The organism is Agromyces sp. MMS24-JH15 (assembly GCF_043518605.1).
GTDB lineage: Bacteria > Actinomycetota > Actinomycetes > Actinomycetales > Microbacteriaceae > Agromyces.
On the sequence record NZ_CP171358.1, the window covers coordinates 3,574,150 to 3,591,388 of the forward strand.

General features: G+C 73.8%; 15 protein-coding genes. 2 read left to right on the plus strand and 13 right to left on the minus strand.

Features of this window, described 5'->3' with window-relative positions; genetic code table 11:
- Window positions 1–33: 33 nt before the first annotated feature.
- Complete coding sequence (locus tag ACDF64_RS16295) at window positions 34–2,277, minus strand: ATP-dependent DNA helicase RecG (RefSeq protein WP_394552406.1); 2,244 nt, start codon at window positions 2,275–2,277, stop codon at window positions 34–36.
- The gene (locus tag ACDF64_RS16300) at window positions 2,274–3,146 is read right to left on the minus strand and encodes a hypothetical protein (RefSeq protein ID WP_394552407.1); all 873 of its coding nucleotides are present in this window, start codon (window positions 3,144–3,146) and stop codon (window positions 2,274–2,276) included. The genes ACDF64_RS16295 and ACDF64_RS16300 overlap by 4 nt, the downstream gene beginning before the upstream one ends.
- Before the next feature lie 43 nt (window positions 3,147–3,189).
- Between ACDF64_RS16300 and ACDF64_RS16305 the strand changes: the two genes are divergently transcribed.
- The gene (locus ACDF64_RS16305; protein ID WP_394552408.1) at window positions 3,190–3,786 is read left to right on the plus strand and encodes an RsmD family RNA methyltransferase; all 597 of its coding nucleotides are present in this window, start codon (window positions 3,190–3,192) and stop codon (window positions 3,784–3,786) included.
- On the opposite strand, the gene thiL is transcribed toward ACDF64_RS16305, so the two are convergent.
- Window positions 3,756–4,775 carry a thiamine-phosphate kinase gene (thiL, locus tag ACDF64_RS16310; RefSeq protein ID WP_394552409.1) on the minus strand — a complete coding sequence of 340 codons (1,020 nt, stop codon included), beginning with the start codon at window positions 4,773–4,775 and terminating at the stop codon, window positions 3,756–3,758. The two genes, ACDF64_RS16305 and thiL, sit on opposite strands and share 31 nt — an antisense overlap.
- Before the next feature lie 24 nt (window positions 4,776–4,799).
- Here thiL and ACDF64_RS16315 point away from each other — a divergent pair, with 24 nt between their 5' ends.
- Window positions 4,800–5,354 (plus strand): DUF3515 family protein, encoded by a 555-nt coding sequence (locus tag ACDF64_RS16315; protein WP_394552410.1) that lies wholly within the window; start codon window positions 4,800–4,802, stop codon window positions 5,352–5,354.
- Window positions 5,355–5,361: 7 nt separating this feature from the next.
- Here ACDF64_RS16315 and ACDF64_RS16320 read toward each other — a convergent pair whose 3' ends face one another.
- From ACDF64_RS16320 to ACDF64_RS16365, 10 genes are all read right to left on the minus strand, one after another.
- Window positions 5,362–6,453, minus strand: coding sequence for a D-alanine--D-alanine ligase family protein (locus tag ACDF64_RS16320; RefSeq protein WP_394552411.1), 1,092 nt, complete (start codon window positions 6,451–6,453; stop codon window positions 5,362–5,364).
- Entirely contained in the window at window positions 6,353–7,495 is a 1,143-nt protein-coding gene (locus ACDF64_RS16325) for an NAD(P)H-dependent glycerol-3-phosphate dehydrogenase (protein WP_394552412.1), read from the minus strand. Before ACDF64_RS16325 ends, ACDF64_RS16320 begins: the two co-directional genes overlap by 101 nt.
- Window positions 7,485–8,258, minus strand: coding sequence for a lysophospholipid acyltransferase family protein (locus tag ACDF64_RS16330; RefSeq protein WP_394552413.1), 774 nt, complete (start codon window positions 8,256–8,258; stop codon window positions 7,485–7,487). The genes ACDF64_RS16325 and ACDF64_RS16330 overlap by 11 nt, the downstream gene beginning before the upstream one ends.
- Window positions 8,259–8,266: 8 nt before the next feature.
- Window positions 8,267–9,634 carry a UDP-N-acetylglucosamine 1-carboxyvinyltransferase gene (murA, locus tag ACDF64_RS16335; protein WP_394552414.1) on the minus strand — a complete coding sequence of 456 codons (1,368 nt, stop codon included), beginning with the start codon at window positions 9,632–9,634 and terminating at the stop codon, window positions 8,267–8,269.
- Entirely contained in the window at window positions 9,631–10,251 is a 621-nt protein-coding gene (gene leuD, locus ACDF64_RS16340) for a 3-isopropylmalate dehydratase small subunit (RefSeq protein WP_394552415.1), read from the minus strand. Before leuD ends, murA begins: the two co-directional genes overlap by 4 nt.
- Before the next feature lie 2 nt (window positions 10,252–10,253).
- Window positions 10,254–11,726, minus strand: a complete 1,473-nt coding sequence (gene leuC, locus ACDF64_RS16345) for a 3-isopropylmalate dehydratase large subunit (protein WP_394552416.1) — start codon at window positions 11,724–11,726, stop codon at window positions 10,254–10,256.
- A gap of 146 nt (window positions 11,727–11,872) precedes the next feature.
- Entirely contained in the window at window positions 11,873–12,616 is a 744-nt protein-coding gene (locus ACDF64_RS16350; RefSeq protein ID WP_394552417.1) for an FHA domain-containing protein, read from the minus strand.
- A 9-nt stretch (window positions 12,617–12,625) separates the two neighbouring features.
- Window positions 12,626–14,923, minus strand: a complete 2,298-nt coding sequence (locus ACDF64_RS16355; RefSeq protein WP_394552418.1) for a transglutaminase domain-containing protein — start codon at window positions 14,921–14,923, stop codon at window positions 12,626–12,628.
- On the minus strand, window positions 14,920–16,218 hold the full coding sequence (locus tag ACDF64_RS16360) for a DUF58 domain-containing protein (protein ID WP_394552419.1): 1,299 nt from the start codon (window positions 16,216–16,218) through the stop codon (window positions 14,920–14,922). The genes ACDF64_RS16355 and ACDF64_RS16360 overlap by 4 nt, the downstream gene beginning before the upstream one ends.
- On the minus strand, window positions 16,215–17,183 hold the full coding sequence (locus tag ACDF64_RS16365; protein ID WP_394552420.1) for an AAA family ATPase: 969 nt from the start codon (window positions 17,181–17,183) through the stop codon (window positions 16,215–16,217). The genes ACDF64_RS16360 and ACDF64_RS16365 overlap by 4 nt, the downstream gene beginning before the upstream one ends.
- Window positions 17,184–17,239 lie beyond the last annotated feature (56 nt).

Genomic DNA, 17,239 nt, shown 5'->3' on the forward strand with positions numbered 1-17,239 from the left:
CGGATGCCGCACCGGAAGGGGTCGCCGCGACTCTCAGCCCTTGTTCAGGAATCCGCTCGCCTGCTCGTCGAGCCGGCGGGCCAGCTCGGCCGCGAGCGCGGGGTGGCGGGCGAGGGTCGGGTCCTCGTCGAGGATCGCGCGAGCCTGCTCGCGCGCCTCGGCGATGAGGTCGCCGTCGCGCACGACGCGCAGGAGCCGCAACGAGGACCGGCCGCCGGACTGGCTCTGGCCGAGCACGTCGCCCTCCTGGCGCAGCTCGAGGTCGACGCGCGCGAGCTCGAAGCCGTCGAGGGTCGCGGCGACGGCCTCGACGCGCTCCAGCGCGAGCGATCCGGGCTCGGCCGCGGTCACGAGGAGGCAGAGGCCCGGGACCGAGCCGCGGCCGACGCGGCCGCGCAGCTGGTGGAGCTGGGAGACGCCGAACCGGTCGGCGTCGACCACGACCATCGCGCTCGCGTTCGGGACGTCGACGCCGACCTCGATCACGGTCGTCGCGACGAGCGCGTCGATCTCGCCGGCCGCGAAGGCGCGCATGACGCGGTCCTTCTCGTCCGCCTTCATGCGGCCGTGCAGCGGCTCGACCCGGCGGTCCGCGAAGCGGGGATGCGCCCGGAGTTCCTCGAGCACCGCGACGACCGTGCCGCGCTCGGCCGCGGGCGGCGCGGTGCGGTCGCCGTCCGGCCCCGGCGCATCGTCTCCCGCGGGCACCTGGACGGCGTCGGCCTCCTCGCCCTCCTCGACGACCGCGGGCGAGATCGCCGGGCACACCACGAATCCCTGCCGACCGAGATCGAGTTCCTCGGCGAGCCGGTCCCACACGCGCGGGCGCCAGCCCGGCCGCACCGCGAGCGGCACGACGTGGCTCTCGATGCCCGCCCTGCCCGCCGGGAGCTCGCGGATGGTGGACACGTCGAGGTCGCCGAAGACCGTCATCGCGACCGTGCGCGGGATCGGCGTGGCGGTGAGCACGAGCACGTGCGGCGGCTCCTGCCCCTTGAGGCGCAGCGCCTCGCGCTGCTCGACGCCGAACCGGTGCTGCTCGTCGACGACGACGAGCCCGAGGTCGGCGAACGACACCTGGTCGCCGAGCAGGGCGTGCGTGCCGACGACGATCCGCGACTGGCCGGCCGCGGCCCGCAGCAGCGCCTTGCGACGCTCGGGTGCGGAGAGCTGGCCCGTCAGGAGCGTCGGCACGAGCTCGGCGGCGAGGTCGGGGCCGAGCATCCGCACGATCGAGCGGAGATGCTGGGCGGCGAGCACCTCGGTCGGCGCGAGGAGCGCGGCCTGGCCGCCGGAGTCCGCGACCGCGAGCATGGCGCGGACCGCGACGAGCGTCTTGCCCGAGCCGACCTCGCCCTGGACGAGCCGGTTCATCGGCGTCGGCTCGGCGAGGTCGGCCGCGATCTCCTCGCCGACCTGCACCTGGTCGCCCGTGAGCGGGAACGGCAGCGCGCGGTCGAAGCGCGCGAGGAACCCGGATGCCCCGGGCCGCCGTGGCACCGCGCTGCGCGCGCGGAGCTCGGCGCGGCGCTGCAGGAGCGCGGTCTGCAGCACGAACGCCTCCGTGAACCGGAGGGTGCGCCTCGCCGCCCGCCAATCGGAATCCTGCTCGGGCCGATGCACGCCCTCGAGCGCGGCGCGATGCCCCTCGAGGGATGCCGCCCGCCGGACGGCGTCCGGAAGGGGGTCGTCGACCGGGCCGAGCCCGTCGAGCACGAGGGCGATGGACTTCGCGAGCTGCCAGCTCGCGAGCGTGGACGTCGCGGGGTAGATCGGGATGGGCGCGGTCGCCCACTTCGCGGCGACGTCGACGGTCGCCTCCGCACCGCCCGCCGGGTCGGCGTCGAAGAGCTGGTAGTCCGGATGCGCGAGCTGGCGCGCCCCTCGGTAGTCGCCGACCTTGCCGGCGAAGATCCCGCGGCGCCCGGGCCGGAGCTCCTGTTCGCGCCACTTCTGGTTGAAGAACGTGAGCGTCAGCACGCCGGTGCCGTCCGAGATCTTCGCCTCGAGGATCGAGCCGCGCCGCTGGCGCATGTCGCGCACCCGGACCTCGAGCACCTCGGCGATGATCGTCACGCTCTCGCCCAACGGCAGCGACTCGAGCGCGGTGAGCTCGCCGCGCATCGCGTACCGGCGCGGATAGTGCCCGAGGAGGTCGCCGACCGTGCGGTAGCCGAAGGCGCGCTGGATCGACTGGGCGGTCCGCCCGCCGAGCGCGCCCGACAGCTTCGAGTCGAGCGTGAACGCGCCGACGGGGGCGGTCGGCTCGCTGGTCATGCCTCGATCGTAGGTCCGGCCTCCGTCAACGCGGCGATCTCGGCGATCACGTACGGGTCGTCCGGTCGGGCCGCGGCGAGCGCCTGCTGGACGGCGAGCGCCTCCTCGGTGCGGCCGAGCGTGCGGAGCGCGCGCCCGGTCGCCCACCTCGCGACGTGCCGCTGCTCGGGCGTGCCGTAGTGGTCGGCGGCCTCGACCGCGCGCTCGAACTCGCGGAGGCCGCCCTCGGCGTCGCCCGCGTCGTGCAGGGTCCAGCCGAGGTTGTTGTGGAGCGCCACGCCCCAGCGCAGCACGCGCGGGTCGCGCTCGGCCTCGAGCAGCGCGAACCCCTGCTCGGCCCACTCGGCCTCGTGGCCCACGTCGTCGAGCGCGAGCATGTGCACGCCGTCGAGCGCGAGGAACGTCGATCCCGCGGCGACCGCCTCGCGCACCGCCCGGGTGAGTGCCGCGACGGCGTCGTCCGCCCGACCCAGCGCCGCGAGCAGGCGCCCGCGCTCCAGGTCGATGCGGCTGCGGAGCTCCGCCGCCTCCGCCTCGGAGCCGGCCGCGGCAGGCGACGCGTCCGCCTCGGGGTCGACGTGCGCGCCGTCCCCGCCGACGGCCGCGCCCTCGCCCTCCGACAGCGACGCCTCGACGACGTCGAGCACCGCGAGGGCCTCGTCGGCCCGGCCCTGGATGCCGATCGCGCGCGCGAGCTGGGTCGCCATCACGCCGCGCTCGTGCGCGCCCTCGGCGAGGTCGGCGGCCTCGCGGAACCGCTCCTCGCTGCGCGCCGCGTCGCCGAAGTCCCAGAGCTGGTCGATGGCGCGCTGCTCGCGCAATCGGTGGCGGCCGGGGGCGGGGGGTACCTGCTCGGTCGAGTCATCCACCCGTCCATCATGGCAGCGGGTCGCGGGATATGCTGCCGGGATCATGACGCGCATCATCGCCGGGTTCGCCGGTTCGCTGCCGCTCCGCGTGCCGAGGTCCGGGACCCGGCCGACCAGCGACCGCGTGCGCGAGGCCGTGTTCTCGGCGCTCGAGGCGCGCGACGCGGTCGCCGGCTCACGGGTGCTCGACCTGTACGCGGGCTCCGGCGCGCTCGGGCTCGAGGCCGCGAGCCGCGGCGCGACCGACGTCGTGCTCGTCGAGCGCGCGAAGCCGGCCGCCGACGTGTGCCGTGCGAACGCCGACGCCGTGCGCCGCGCCGCGCACGGACGCCCGCCCGCGGTGCGCGTCGTCGTGAAGGCCGTGGCGGCGCACCTCGAGTCGTGGACCGGCACGGCCGACATCGTGTTCATCGATCCGCCGTACGACCTCCCCGAGGCAGACCTCGCCCGCGACCTCGCGCTCCTCGCGCCGCGACTCGCGGACGACGCGATCGTCGTGGTCGAGCGCAGCAGCCGCTCCCCCGAGCCGACCTGGCCCGCGGGCATCGAGCCCGATCGGCGCCGCGACTACGGCGAGACGACGCTGTGGTGGGCGTCGGCGCTGCCGGATCAGCCCGTCCGGCCGTCCCAGTCCGCGTAGGGGTCCCACCCCGCGGCGGTCGCCTCCGCGCCGTCGACGAGCACGGCCGGCTCCCCCGCGACCACGCGCCCGATCCGCTCGAACGGCGCCGGGATCGGGGCATCCGGCGGGAAGGTCGCGAGCAGCCCGTGGTCCTCCGCTCCCGCGAGCGCGGCGCGCGGGTCCGGGCCGAGGGCGGCCGCATCGAAGTCGATCGCGACGCCGCTCGCGCGCGCGACCCGCAGCGCGTCCTTCGCGAGCCCGTCGGACACGTCGAGCATCGCGGTCGCGCCCGCCACGGCCGCGACGACCCCGGCCGCGACGGGCGGCGCGGGCGCGAGTTGCGCGGCGACCGCGTCGGGATGCCTCGCCCGGAGGTCCTCGGCGAGTGCGGGATCCGGCTCGCCCGAGGCATCCGTCGCCTCGTCGAACAGGAGCGCGAGCCCCTCGGCCGCGAGCCCGCGGCTGCCTGCGTGCGCGACCGTGTCGCCCGCGCGCGCGCCGCTGCGCAGGACCGGGGCACGCCCGTCGAGGTCGCCGAACGCGGTCACCGCGATCGTCAACACCGACGAGGCCGACAGGTCGCCGCCCACCACGCCCGCGCCCGGTGCGAGCGCCGCGAGCCCCTCGCGGAGGCCGTCGGCGATGCCCTCGAGCGTCGCGACCGGCGTCTCCGGCGGCGCGGCGATCGCGACGACCAGCGCCGTGGGCCGCGCGCCCATCGCGGCGACGTCGGTGAGGTTCGTCGCGGCGGCCTTCCAGCCGAGCTCGAACGGCGTCGACCACGCCAGGCGGAAGTCCGGGCCGTGCACCATCAGGTCGGTCGTCACGACGTAGCGCCCGTCGGACGCCGCGACGACCGCGGCGTCGTCCCCCGGGCCCAGCAGGGCCGCCTCGGCGGGCCCGAGCCTCGGGATCACCCTCGCGAGCACCTCGAGCTCGCCGAGGTCGGCGACCGTCGGGGCATCCGTGCCGGGTCCGCCCGGCTGCGCGCGTCCAGCCGCCTCCATGCGTCCCACGGTAGCCTGATCCGGATGCCCCTCCGCACCCCCGCCGCCCGACGGGCGCCCCGCCGCGCCGTCGCGCTCGTCGTCGCGGGCGCGGCCGCCGCGACGCTCCTCACCGGCTGCGCACCCCGCGTGCCGTTCGAGCCCGCGCCGAGCGCCGCGGACCCCGCGTGCGCGGACGTCGTCGTGCGCCTCCCGGACACCGTCGCCGACCAGGCGCGGCGCGAGACCGACGCGCAGGGCACGGGCGCGTGGGGCACGCCCGCGAGCGTGCTGCTTCGCTGCGGCGTCGAGCCGCCCGGGCCGACCACGGACCGGTGCGTCTCCGTCGACGGGGTCGACTGGGTCATCGACGAGACGGATGCCCCGCGCTACCGCTTCACGACCTACGGGCGGACGCCCGCGGTCGAGGTCGTGGTCGACAACGACGTCGTCTCCGGCACGACGGCGATCACCGACCTCTCGGCCGCGGTCTCCGTGATCCCCGCCGGCGACGGATGCACGGCGGTCGACGACGGCGCGACCGACGACGGCGCGACCGACGACGGCGCGACCGACGACACCGTCGTCGACGCGGGCTGAGCCGGGGCTAGCGGCTCCCACGCGCGAGCCCCACCTCGATCAGCTCGGTGATGAGCTCGGGGTAGCTGAGCCCGGACGCCAGCCAGCACGACGGGAACATCGAGATCGGCGTGAACCCCGGCATCGTGTTCACCTCGTTGACGACGTACCCCTCGCCCGTCAGGAACACGTCCACCCGGGCCAGGCCCTCGCCGCCGATCGCGTCGAACGCGCGCTGCGCGATCCGCTGCAGCTCGAACAGCTCGCCGTCGCCGAGCTCGGTCGGGCAGACCAGCTCGATGCCGGGGGCATCCAGGTACTTCGCCTCGAAGTCGTAGAACTCGCGGCCGGACACCACGATCTCGCCCGCGAGGCTCACGCGCGCGTCGCCGCCGTCGCGGCCCTCGAGCACGGCGACCTCGATCTCGCGGCCGGACACGGCCGACTCGACGAGCACCGTGCGGTCCTCGGCGAACGCGACGTCGAGCGCCGCGTCGAGCTCGGACCAGTCGGAGACCTTCGTCACGCCGACCGAGGAGCCCGCGCGCGCCGGCTTCACGAACGCCGGAAGTCCGAGCGTGCGGATCCGGCGGTCCCAGAGCTCGGGGTCGGCGGCCAGCGCCGGCCGCGAGAGCCGGACCCACGGCGCGACCGCGATCCCCGCGCCCTCGAGCACGGTCTTGGTCATGTGCTTGTCCATGCCGATCGCCGACGCGAGCACGCCGTTGCCGACGAACGGCAGGCCGACGAGCTCGAGCATGCCCTGCACCGTGCCGTCCTCGCCGAAGCGGCCGTGCAGGATCGGGAAGACGACGTCGACCTCGCCGAGCGAGCGCTCGCCCGAGGCATCCACGACCCGCAGCTCGCGCGAGCCCGCGCGATCGGGCCAGCGCACGCGCGTGCCGTTGTCGACGACCTCGGGCAGGTGGGCCGGGTCGAGGGCGAACCGCGCCGGGTCGTCGGACTCCAGGACGAACGCGCCGTCGCGCGTGATCCCGACCGGGATCACCTCGAAGCGATCACGGTCGATCGCGCCGAGCACTCCCCCCGCCGTCGCGCAGCTGATCGAATGCTCGCTTGAACGCCCGCCGAAGAGCAGAACCACCCTGCGCCTGTCCATCCGAAGTCCTTTCGCCCTGGGGTTCGTCGTCGGTCGTGAGGTGGGGCGCGATGTCCTTCGGGTCCATCGTGCCCGCGAGCACCTGGCGGACCTGCTCGACGATCGGCATGTCCACCCCCTTCGCCTTCGCGAGTTCCAGGATCGGGCCGACGGACGCCAACCCCTCGGTGGTCTGCTGCATGCGCTGCACCACGTCGGGCAGGCGGTATCCCTGGCCGAGCAGGCGCCCGGCGGTGTTGTTGCGGCTGAGCGGCGACTGGCTCGTCGCGATGAGGTCGCCCAGGCCCGCCAGACCCGACAGCGTGTCGGGGTGCGCGCCGTAGGCGACCGCGAAGTCGGTCATCTCGACGAGTCCGCGCGTGATGATCGACGCCTTCGTGTTCTCGCCGTAGCCGACGCCGTCGACGATGCCGATCGCGACGGCGATCAGGTTCTTCAGGACCCCGCCGAACTCGGTGCCGATCACGTCGGTGTTCACGAACGAGCGGAAGTAGCGGTTGCGCGCGAGCGACGCGACCGCCTGCGCGGTCTCGAGGCTGTCGGATGCCACGACCGCGGCCGTGGGCTGCTCCTTGGCGATCTCGAGCGCGAGGTTCGGGCCGCTCACGACGGCGACCTGCGCCGGGTCCAGGCGGAGCACGTCCTCGATGACCTCGCTCATGCGCAGTCCCGTCGACTTCTCGACGCCCTTCATGAGCGAGACGATCGTCGCGTCGGCGTGCAGGTGCGGCGCGACCAGGCGGAGGTTCTCGCGCAGCGACTGGCTCGGCACCGACACGTACACCTGCTCGGCGCCCGCGACCGCGAGGTCGAGCCGGCTGGTCGCCCGCAGGTTCGCGGGGAGGTTGACGCCGGGCAGGTAGTCGCTGTTGCGCTTGGCCTCCGCGATCTCGCGCGCGAGCTCGGGGCGACGCGCCCAGACGACCACGTCCGCGCCGCCGTCCGCGAGGATCTTCGCGAACGTCGTGCCCCAGCTCCCCGCACCGAGGACCGCGACGCGCTTCCCCGAGCCCTTGCGGACCGGGGTGGTCCTACTCTTCAATGCGCCCGATCTCCTTCTGGCCGTGGACCACGGGGTCCCAGCGCTCGGCGGGTGCGGGCTCGCCGCGCAGTTGGGCGAGCAGTGCGGCGATCGCGTCCATGAGCTCGGCGGTCGCCGCGAGGAGCGTCGTCTGGTCGAGCGGCTTGCCACGGTAGCGGGAGAGGTCGAGGGGCTCGCCGAGGATGACGTCGATCGGCTTGCGCCGGAGCAGCGTGATCTTCTTGCCGTAGCGCGGCATGATCGCCTGCGTGCCCCAGTGCGCGGCGGGGATGAGCGGGATGCCCCGCTCGAGCGCGATGCGCACGGCGCCCGTCTTGCCGCGCATCGGCCACAGGTTCGGCTCGCGCGTGAGCGAGCCCTCCGGGTAGACGATCACGAGGCGGCCCTCGTCGACGAGCGCCTCGGCGGCGCGCAGCGCGGTGTGGCTCTGCGAGCCGACCCGCTCGACCGGGATCTGGCCGGACATGCGCAGGAGCCAGCCCACGACCGGGACCTTGAACAGCGAGGCCTTCGCGAGGAAGCGCGGCAGGCGCCCGAGCTTCCAGACGGCGACCGCCATCACGAGCGGGTCGATCTCGCTGTAGTGGTTCGGCGCGAGCACGAACGCGCCCTCCTGCGGCAGCGGACGGCCGTGGAAGCGGTACTTCACCGACAGGTCCCAGAGCGGGAGCACGAGCGGGGCGAGGATCCAGAAGAACGAGGGACGCCGCTTCTCGGCGCCGCGGCGCTTCCGCGCCTCGGGTTCCGCGCCGGCGCCGGTCACGGGCGCCGTCACCCTTCGAGCTCGAAGTCGGCCCCGAGCAGCTCGAGCTTGCCGATGAAGTTCTCGTAGCCGCGCGCGATGATGCCCACGTTCGAGACCGTCGACCGCCCGTCCGCCGTCAGCGCGGCGATGAGGTGGCTGAATCCGCCGCGCAGGTCGGGGACCTCGATGTCGGCGCCGACGAGGTGCGTCGGACCGGAGATGACCGCCGAGTGCTGGAAGTTGCGCTGGCCGAACCGGCACGGGCGCCCGCCGAGGCACTCCTTGTGCACCTCGATCGACGCGCCCATCTCGACGAGCGCGTCGACGAAGCCGAATCGCTGCTCGTAGACCGTCTCGTGGACGATCGAGACGCCCTTCGCCTTCGTCAGCGCGATGACGAGCGGCTGCTGCCAGTCGGTCATGAAGCCGGGGTGGACGTCGGTCTCGATGATGACCGGCTTCAGGTCGCCGCCCGGGTGGTAGAACCGGATGCCGTCGTCCTGGATGTCGAAGGCGCCGCCGACCTTGCGGAACACGTTGAGGAACGTGAGCATCTCGGCCTGGCGAGCGCCGCCGACGAAGACGTCGCCCTCGGTCGCGAGCGCGGCCGCAGCCCAGCTCGCGGCCTCGTTGCGGTCGAAGAGGGCCCGGTGCGTGTAGCCGGTGAGCCGGTCGACGCCCTCGATGCGGATGACCCGGTCGGTCTCGACCGTGATGATCGCGCCCATCTTCTGGAGGATGTTGATGAGATCCATGATCTCGGGCTCGATGGCGGCGCCGCTCAACTCGGTGATGCCGTTCGCGAGCACCGCCGTCAGCAGCACCTGCTCGGTCGCGCCGACGCTCGGGTACGGCAGCGAGACCTTCGCGCCGTGCAGGCCCTCCGGCGCGGTCATCCGGATGCCGCTGGGCAGCTTCTCGACGATCGCGCCGAAGTTCCTGAGCACCTCGAGGTGGTAGTCGATGGGCCGGTCGCCGATGCGGCAGCCGCCGAGGTCGGGGATGAACGCCTCGCCGAGTCGGTGCAGCAGCGGCCCGCAGAACAGGATCGGGATGCGGCTGGAGCCGGCGTGCGCGTCGATGTCGGCCATGTGGGCCTGCGCGACGCCCGACGGGTCGAGCACGAGCTCGCCGTCGCCGCCCTCCGTCACGCTGACGCCGTGCACCTCGAGGAGGCCGCGGACGATGCGCACGTCGCTGATGTTCGGCACGTCCTTCAGCACGCTGGGCGTGTCGCCGAGGATGGCGGCGACCATGGCCTTCGTGACGAGGTTCTTCGCGCCCTTCAGCTCGATCCGCCCACGCAACGGCTTGCCGCCGTTGATGGTGATCCGGTCGACCGGCAGTCCGACCGCCGATCCGTGCTGCTTCGCGTCGTCCACGAGAGTGTTCACTCAGCTCCTGCTTCCGCCTTCGCCCTGATGGGGAGGGTCTTCGGCCGCCACGCCTCTCGATGTGCCTCGAACTCGGCGATGGCGTCTTCGTCCCGAAGGGTCAATCCGATGTCGTCCAACCCTTCGAGCAGCCGCCACCGAGTGTAGTCGTCGATCTCGAACGGGACCTGGAGGGCGCCGGCGGTGATGGTGCGGGAGACGAGGTCGACGGTCACGCTCATGCCCGGCTCGGCCTCGATCACCTCCCAGATGCGCTCGATGTCCTCGTACGCGACCTGCGCCGCGAGCAGGCCCTGCTTGCCCGAGTTCCCGCGGAAGATGTCGCCGAAGCGCGAGCTCACGACGACGGCGAAGCCGTAGTCGCGCAGCGCCCACACGGCGTGCTCGCGGCTCGAACCGGTGCCGAAGTCGGGACCCGCGATGAGCACCTTCGCGCCCGCGTACGCGGGCCGGTTCAGGATGAAGTCCGGGTCCTGGCGCCAGCCGTGGAACAGCGCGTCGTCGAAGCCGGTCTTGGTGACCCGCTTCAGGAACACGGCGGGGATGATCTGGTCGGTGTCGACGTTCGAGCGTCGCAGCGGGACCGCGACGCCCGTGACGGTGGTCAGCTTCTCCATGGTCAGTTCCTCCCGGCCGTCGCGCCGACGATCTCGGGCGAGGCGTCCTGTTCCAGGTCCCACGGGCTCGACAGGGTCCCGCGGATGGCCGTGGCCGCCGCGACCAGCGGCGACACCAGGTGCGTGCGACCGCCCTTGCCCTGCCGGCCCTCGAAGTTGCGGTTCGACGTCGACGCGCACCGCTCGCCCGGGGCGAGCTGGTCGGGGTTCATGCCGAGGCACATCGAGCAGCCCGCGAAGCGCCACTCGGCGCCGAACTCCTCGAAGACCCGGTGCAGTCCCTCGGCCTCGGCCTCGAGGCGGACGCGCGCGGAGCCCGGCACGACCATCACGCGGACGCCGTCGGCCTTCTTCCGGCCCCGGATGACGGACGCGAACGCGCGCAGGTCCTCGATCCGGCTGTTCGTGCACGAGCCCATGAAGACCGCGTCGACAGGGATCTCCTTGAGCGGCGTCCCCGGCTCGAGGTCCATGTACTCGAGCGCCCGCTCGGCGGCGGCTCGCTCGTGCTGGTCCTCGATGGTCGCCGGGTCGGGCACCGTCTCGCTCAGCGAGCTGCCCTGCCCGGGGTTCGTGCCCCACGTGACGAACGGCTCGAGCGCGTCGGCGTCGATGTGGACCTCGGCGTCGAACGTCGCGCCCTCGTCGGTCGCGAGCGTGCGCCAGTAGGCGACCGCGGTGTCCCAGTCCTCGCCCTCGGGCGCGTGGTCGCGGCCCTCGAGGTAGGCGAAGGTCGTGTCGTCGGGGGCGACCATGCCGGCCCGGGCGCCCGCCTCGATCGACATGTTGCAGATCGTCATGCGGCCGTCCATCGACAGCGAGCGGATCGCGCTGCCGCGGTACTCGAGCACGTAGCCCTGCCCGCCGCCCGTGCCGATCTTCGCGATGACGGCGAGGATGATGTCCTTCGCGGTCACGCCGGGGCGCAGGGCGCCCTCGACGTTGATCGCCATGGTCTTGAACGGCTTCAGCGGCAGCGTCTGGGTGGCCAGGACGTGCTCGACCTCGCTCGTGCCGATGCCGAACGCCATGGCGCCGAACGCGCCGTGCGTGCTCGTGTGGCTGTCGCCGCACACCACGGTGATGCCGGGCTGCGTCAGGCCGAGCTGCGGCCCGACGACGTGCACGATGCCCTGCTCCTTGTCGCCCAGCGAGTGCAGGCGGATGCCGAACTCGGCGGCGTTGCGCCGCAGCGTCTCGATCTGGGTGCGGCTCGTCAGGTCGGCGATCGGCTTGTCGATGTCGAGCGTCGGGGTGTTGTGGTCCTCCGTCGCGATCGTCAGGTCGGGGCGGCGCACCGGGCGACCCGCGACCCGCAGGCCGTCGAACGCCTGGGGGCTCGTGACCTCGTGGACGAGGTGCAGGTCGATGTAGATCAGGTCGGGGGTGCCGTCCTCGCCCTTCTTGACGAGGTGCGCGTCCCAGACCTTCTCGGCCAGGGTGCGCGGACGGCTCGGGACAGTGGGTTCGTTCATTGACTTCGCTTCCTCAACATCTGCGGTCAGCCGACGACGGACTCCGCGACGGGGGCCGGCTTCTAGAACGAAGCCCCGCCGCGGCACCGAAGCAGAAGTCGTGGCGCACGCACCTGTTCAGGGTACACCGGCGATCGACCCCCGGGTCACCGCGCGGCGGCGTCGGGACCCTCGACCGCGAGCTCGAACCGCCCGAGCTCGAGCACCGATCCGGGCTCCACGAGGACCGACGAACCGGCCGCGAGATCGAGGACCCGGCCGTCCGGCCGGCGGACCCGCACGCCGTTCGTCGAGTGCGCATCGGTCACCCTGAGCGCGCCCTCGCCGGGCTCGACGATCGCGTGCACCTTCGAGACCGTGCGCGCCGGGTCGTGCAGTCCGACGGCGACGGCGCCGGGGCCGTGCCCGTCCGCCGTCGGCGCGCGGCCGAGCACGACGCGACCCGACACGACGACCTCGCCGCCGACCGAGGTGCGCAGGCGCCAGGGTGCCGGAGCGGCCTGGGCCGGGGCGGGGGCCGGGGTGGCGGCCGTCGCGGAGGTCGGGGCCGGCGCGAAGTTCGGGGTCGGCGCGAGGGTCGGCGTCGCGGACGGCGGCGGCGGGAACGCGGGCGCCGGCAGGACCGGCGCCGGGGCCGCCTGCGCCGGGATCATCGCCGGCTGGTCCGTCCGCCCAACGGACGGCGGACCGGCCGGCGGTGCGATCGGGCCGGTCGGCGGCGCAGCCGGACCCGTCGGTGGCGCGGCGGGGACCGCGAAGGGCGCGCGCCCGAGCGTCTCGTTCAGCGATGCGAGCCGCGTGGTCGACTCCGGTGCGCGGTCGCGCGCCTGCTTGGGTTCCACCTCGGGCAGCAGCCCGGGCGGCGGGACGATGAACTCCGGCTCAGCCACGCCACCACTCTACGAGCGGCGCCGCCGTCGCCGGTACCGGTACCGTGCGAGGAATCGGCGCGCCCGCCCCGCCGTCGCGCCGATCGCGACCGCGACCGCCTCGGCCTCGGTCCAGCGCTGGGCGACCGTCGCGTCGCTCACCTCGAGCCCGTCGAAGACCTCCCGGTCGACGGTCGCCGCGAGTTGCGCGAGGCTCACCGGGCGGCCGTCGACGACGGGCGCGAGGCCCTGCTCGTCGAACTGGCCCTCGAGGGCGCGTGCGGCCTGCAGGCGCGAACCGAGCTCCGGGGGTTCGAGCCCGAGCTCGGCACTGCGGTCGAGCAGTTCCTCCCAGGCGCCGGCCACGCTGCGCGGGTTCGGGTCGCCGCGACGCCGCGATCGGCGCCGGCGCTTGAGGAGCGCGACGACGAGCATCGGCAGGAACACGATCGCGAGCGGCACCATCACCGACCCCGCCGCGATCCACGCCCACGCGGGCACCTCGAACGGGCGGTCCTGATCCTCGTCCTCGGTCTCGTCGATCTCGACCGTGGTGAGCAGGTCGTCCTCGGCGCGTTCCGCGCGCGGCGGCTGGCGCACCTGCGGCTGGGGTTCGCTCCTGGGCTTCGGCGTCTGCTCCTGCGGCACGTCGACCTGGTCGGGCGTGGGCCGGAACGAGATCCAGCCGACGCCCTCGAAGGGCACCTCGACCCACGCCGTGACATCCGAGCCGAGCACCTCGACCTCGTCGTCGGCCTCGTCGACCTCGGGCGCGAAGCCCATCACGACCCGGGCCGGGTACCCGAGGTGCCGGGCCATGAGCGCCATCGCCGAGGCGTACTGCTCCTCGTCGCCGATCATCTCGGACCTTGTGAAGAGCTCGACCATGCGGTCGGCGCCGTGGCCGGCCCGGGACGCGATCGCGTCCGAGGCGAGGCCGTGGCTGAGGAATCCATGGGTCTTGAGCCCGGTCTCGATCGCCCGGAGCTGCTCGATGGCGCTCGCGGCGTCCCCCGCGTACTCCTCGGCCTTGGCCGCGACGACGTCGGGGACGTTCTGGATCGGCCCCGCATCGACCTGCGCCACCGGCACGTCGACGAGCTGCGACGTGTCGGGTTCCTTCTGGACGTGCGCGCGGAGCGCGTACCGGGTGCCCTCCGCGACGCCGCTCGTGAGCACCGCGGTGCCCGCGTCCGCGTTGTAGCGCAGGTCGCCCGCGCGCTCGCCGCTCGCGGGGTCGAGGAGCTCGAGCCGCTCGCCGTAGCCGACCGCGGGCAGCCACACGTCGTCGTACCCGGTCACCTCGACCGTGACGTCGCGTTCGCCGCCGAGATCGGCGAGGGCCGGTTGCGGCAGGGTCTCCCCCACGATCGCGTAGCCGCCGTCGGCGACCGCCGCCTCGGGACCGGCCACGTTCCACAGCCGGCCCGTGTAGGCGTCCATCGTCGCGAGTCGGACCGTGTCGCCGGGCTCGAGGCCGGACACCGTGAACAGCGCGTCCTCGGCGTGGTCCTTCGTATAGGTGCGGAACCCGGCCAGCGGGCTCGCGAACTCGCGCGCGTCGAACGGCGGCACGATCCGGTCGCGGAGCACGAACCGGTCGGTCGCCGTCGGCGCCCACGCCAGGCCCGCGACCACCCCGACCACGACCGCACCGCCGACGACCACGACCGCACCGCCGAGGCGGCGGCCGAGGGGGCGCGACCCGGTGTCCTCCACCTCGACGGCGGTGCCGCGCCGCCAGGCGAGCCAGACGAGCGCGATCGCCGCGATGGCGACGCCGCGCAGCGCAGCGAGGTAGGACTCGTCGGTCCCGAGCAGGATGCCCGACAGCGAGAGCAGCACCGGCCCCACGAGGAGCAGGCTCGCGCGCAGCACCGTCCGGCGTCGCGGCAGCCAGCGGAGCACGAGCAGGCCGCCGACGAGCGAGACGAGCCACGTCGCCGCGTACGGCACGGCCGCGACGTACGAGGGCGCCTCGACGGGCGTGCCGATCGTGACGATGTCGGCCCAGCCGAACACCGCGCCGATCGCGAGGCCCGCGAGCGACCCGAGGCTCGGCAGCACGACGAGGATGCCCTCCTGGGGCATCGTGAACGGCGTGCCGAGCAGGAAGTACGCCGCCAGGCCGACGAGGACCGTCGGGAGCACGGGCAGGCGCAGCAGGGTTCCGGCGACCGCGGCGCCGGTTCCGACCAGGAGCCCGCCGATCGCGGCGAGCAGGAAGTCGAGGTCGCCGAAGCTCGTCTCGTAGCCGGCGACGGCCAGGAGGCCGAGCACGCCCAAGACGGCCAGGTCGACGACGCTCGTGGTGGGGATGCGCCTCACGGTCGGACCCTCCGAACGACGGCGGCGAGCTCGCCGAGCTCGCCGATGGTCGCGACCATGCTCCGGCCGACCTTCCCGATGCGCGCGTCGGCGCCCGATTGGGCCCGGAACGCGAGGAACTGGACATCCGACGAGAGCGACGACGCCGTCGCGCGCACCTCCGCGAGCGGAAGCTGCGACCCGACCACGGCGATCACGATGCTCGCGGCCGGCGCGCGGCGCGACGCCTGCCGCGCGAACTCGCGGAGCCCGACGGGCGCGACGGATGCCTCGATCCGACTGGCGTCGTCGAGGAGGCTCGTCGAGGTCGAGGTCCGGAGGGCGATCCGCTCGGTCTGCGCCGACATCTCGGTGCCGTCGCGGATGACCTGCACGCCGAGCGACGCGAAGACCGACACCGCGAGCTCGAACTCGTCCTCGTCGGCGTAGTGGGCGGCTTCCGTGTCGAGGATCAGCACGAGCTGCGAGCGGCGCGTCTCCTCGTACTGGCGGACCATGAGCTGTCCCGTCCGGGCGGAGCTGCGCCAATGCACGTTCCGCAGCGGATCCCCCGGCTCGTAGTTGCGCAGCGCGTGGAAGGAGATGTCGTGGTCGGTGATCGTCGACGTCACCTCGCCCTCGAGGTCGCGCACGAGCCCCGCGGCCGAGGGCTTCAACCTCGCCGTCCGCGGATGGACGAACAGCTCGACGGGTTCGCTCCACCGCACCGTGCGACGGAGCAGGCCGAGTTCGTCGCCGCGGACCGACACGGCCGGGCCCGCGACGATCACCGCGCGGCGCTGCGTCGGCACGGCGAACAGCTCCTCGTGCCGCGCGGCCGGCGCGAGCGGCGGGATGCGGAACTCCGCGAGGCCCGCGCCGACCGGAAGCTCCATCCGCGCCGCGACCGAGGGCGACGCCCCGTCGTTGACCACGAGCAGCCGACCGAGCGCGCGCTCGCCCGCGACGACGCGACGCGGCTGCAGCTCGACCTCGACGCGGTAGCGCACGCGTCCGAACACGAACGGGATCGCGAGCAGCAGTGCACCGAGCAGTGTCGCCCCGACGAACGCGAACTCGACCCAGTCGAACGAGAGCGCGAGCACGCCGGCGCCGATCGCGGCGGCGAGGACGAGCCATCCGACGGTCGACACGACCCCCGTGACCGGAGCTGTGGCGGCGTCGACGCGCTCCCAGGCACGCCCGACGCCCGCCGCGGCGGCGCGTGCCGTGCGCGACGCGGAACGGGAGAGCGTCCGGAGCGCGTACCAGCCCTGTGCGGTGCGACGCGGCCGGAGGCGGTCGGCCGCGGTCATGCCGCCCGGTAGGCCGGCGGCGCGACGTCGGCCAGCGCCCGCTCGACGATGTCGCGCGAGGTCGTGCCGGAGAACTCCGCCTCCGGGTCGACGATGATGCGGTGCGCGAGGACCGGCACGGCGAGTTCGCGGACGTCGTCCGGCGTCGCGTACGTGCGGCCCTGCGAGATCGCCCACGTCTTCACCGCGCGGGCGAGCGCGAGCGCGCCGCGCATGCTGACGCCGAGCGCCGCATCCGGGTGCGTGCGGGTCGCGGCGACCAGGTGGTTGAGGTACGAGAGGACGGCCGGGTCGACGTACACCTCGGACGCGAGCCTGGCCATCGCGGTGATCGACGCGGCGGCGATGATGGGCGACACCGCGGACGCACGGGCGCGGTTCGCCGAGTCGACCAGGAGCGCCACGGCGGTGTCGTGGTCCGGATAGCCGAGCGAGGTCTTGATGAGGAAGCGGTCGAGCTGCGCCTCGGGGAGCGAGTACGTGCCCGCCTGCTCGACGGGGTTCTGCGTCGCGATGACCATGAACGGCGGCTCGACCTCGTATCCGATGCCGTCGACCGTGACGCGGCCCTCCTCCATGACCTCGAGCAGGGCCGACTGCGTCTTCGGGCTGGCACGGTTGATCTCGTCGGCGAGCACGATCGACGCGAAGATCGGGCCGCGGTGGAACTCGAACCGGGCCTTGCCCTGGTCGTAGATCGTGACGCCCGTGACATCCGAGGGCAGCAGGTCCGGCGTGAACTGGATGCGCGAGTGCGTGCCGTCGAGCGTGTTCGCGAGCGCTTTCGCGAGGACCGTCTTGCCCGTGCCCGGGAAGTCCTCGAGCAGCACGTGGCCGTCGGAGAGGAAGGCCGCGAGGACCAGCGCGATCACGTCGCGCTTGCCGAGGATGGCCTGGTCGATGTTGTCGACGAGCCGTCCGAAGGCCTCCTGGAACCACTGCGCTTGTTCCTGCGTTACGGGCATTCGTGCTCCTCGGTCGTCCGGGTCGGATGGGATGGGGTGGGCGGGTGCGGGGTCAC

Excerpts from the sequence above, each read along its gene's own strand:
- ACDF64_RS16365 (WP_394552420.1), bottom strand. The coding sequence starts at position 17,183 with ATGCCCGTAACGCAGGAACAAGCGCAGTGGTTCCAGGAGGCCTTCGGA.
- ACDF64_RS16315 (WP_394552410.1), top strand. The coding sequence starts at position 4,800 with ATGCCCCTCCGCACCCCCGCCGCCCGACGGGCGCCCCGCCGCGCCGTC.
- ACDF64_RS16305 (WP_394552408.1), top strand. The coding sequence starts at position 3,190 with ATGACGCGCATCATCGCCGGGTTCGCCGGTTCGCTGCCGCTCCGCGTG.
- leuC (WP_394552416.1), bottom strand. The coding sequence starts at position 11,726 with ATGAACGAACCCACTGTCCCGAGCCGTCCGCGCACCCTGGCCGAGAAG.
- ACDF64_RS16295 (WP_394552406.1), bottom strand. The coding sequence starts at position 2,277 with ATGACCAGCGAGCCGACCGCCCCCGTCGGCGCGTTCACGCTCGACTCG.
- ACDF64_RS16360 (WP_394552419.1), bottom strand. The coding sequence starts at position 16,218 with ATGACCGCGGCCGACCGCCTCCGGCCGCGTCGCACCGCACAGGGCTGG.
- ACDF64_RS16320 (WP_394552411.1), bottom strand. The coding sequence starts at position 6,453 with ATGGACAGGCGCAGGGTGGTTCTGCTCTTCGGCGGGCGTTCAAGCGAG.
- leuD (WP_394552415.1), bottom strand. The coding sequence starts at position 10,251 with ATGGAGAAGCTGACCACCGTCACGGGCGTCGCGGTCCCGCTGCGACGC.
- thiL (WP_394552409.1), bottom strand. The coding sequence starts at position 4,775 with ATGGAGGCGGCTGGACGCGCGCAGCCGGGCGGACCCGGCACGGATGCC.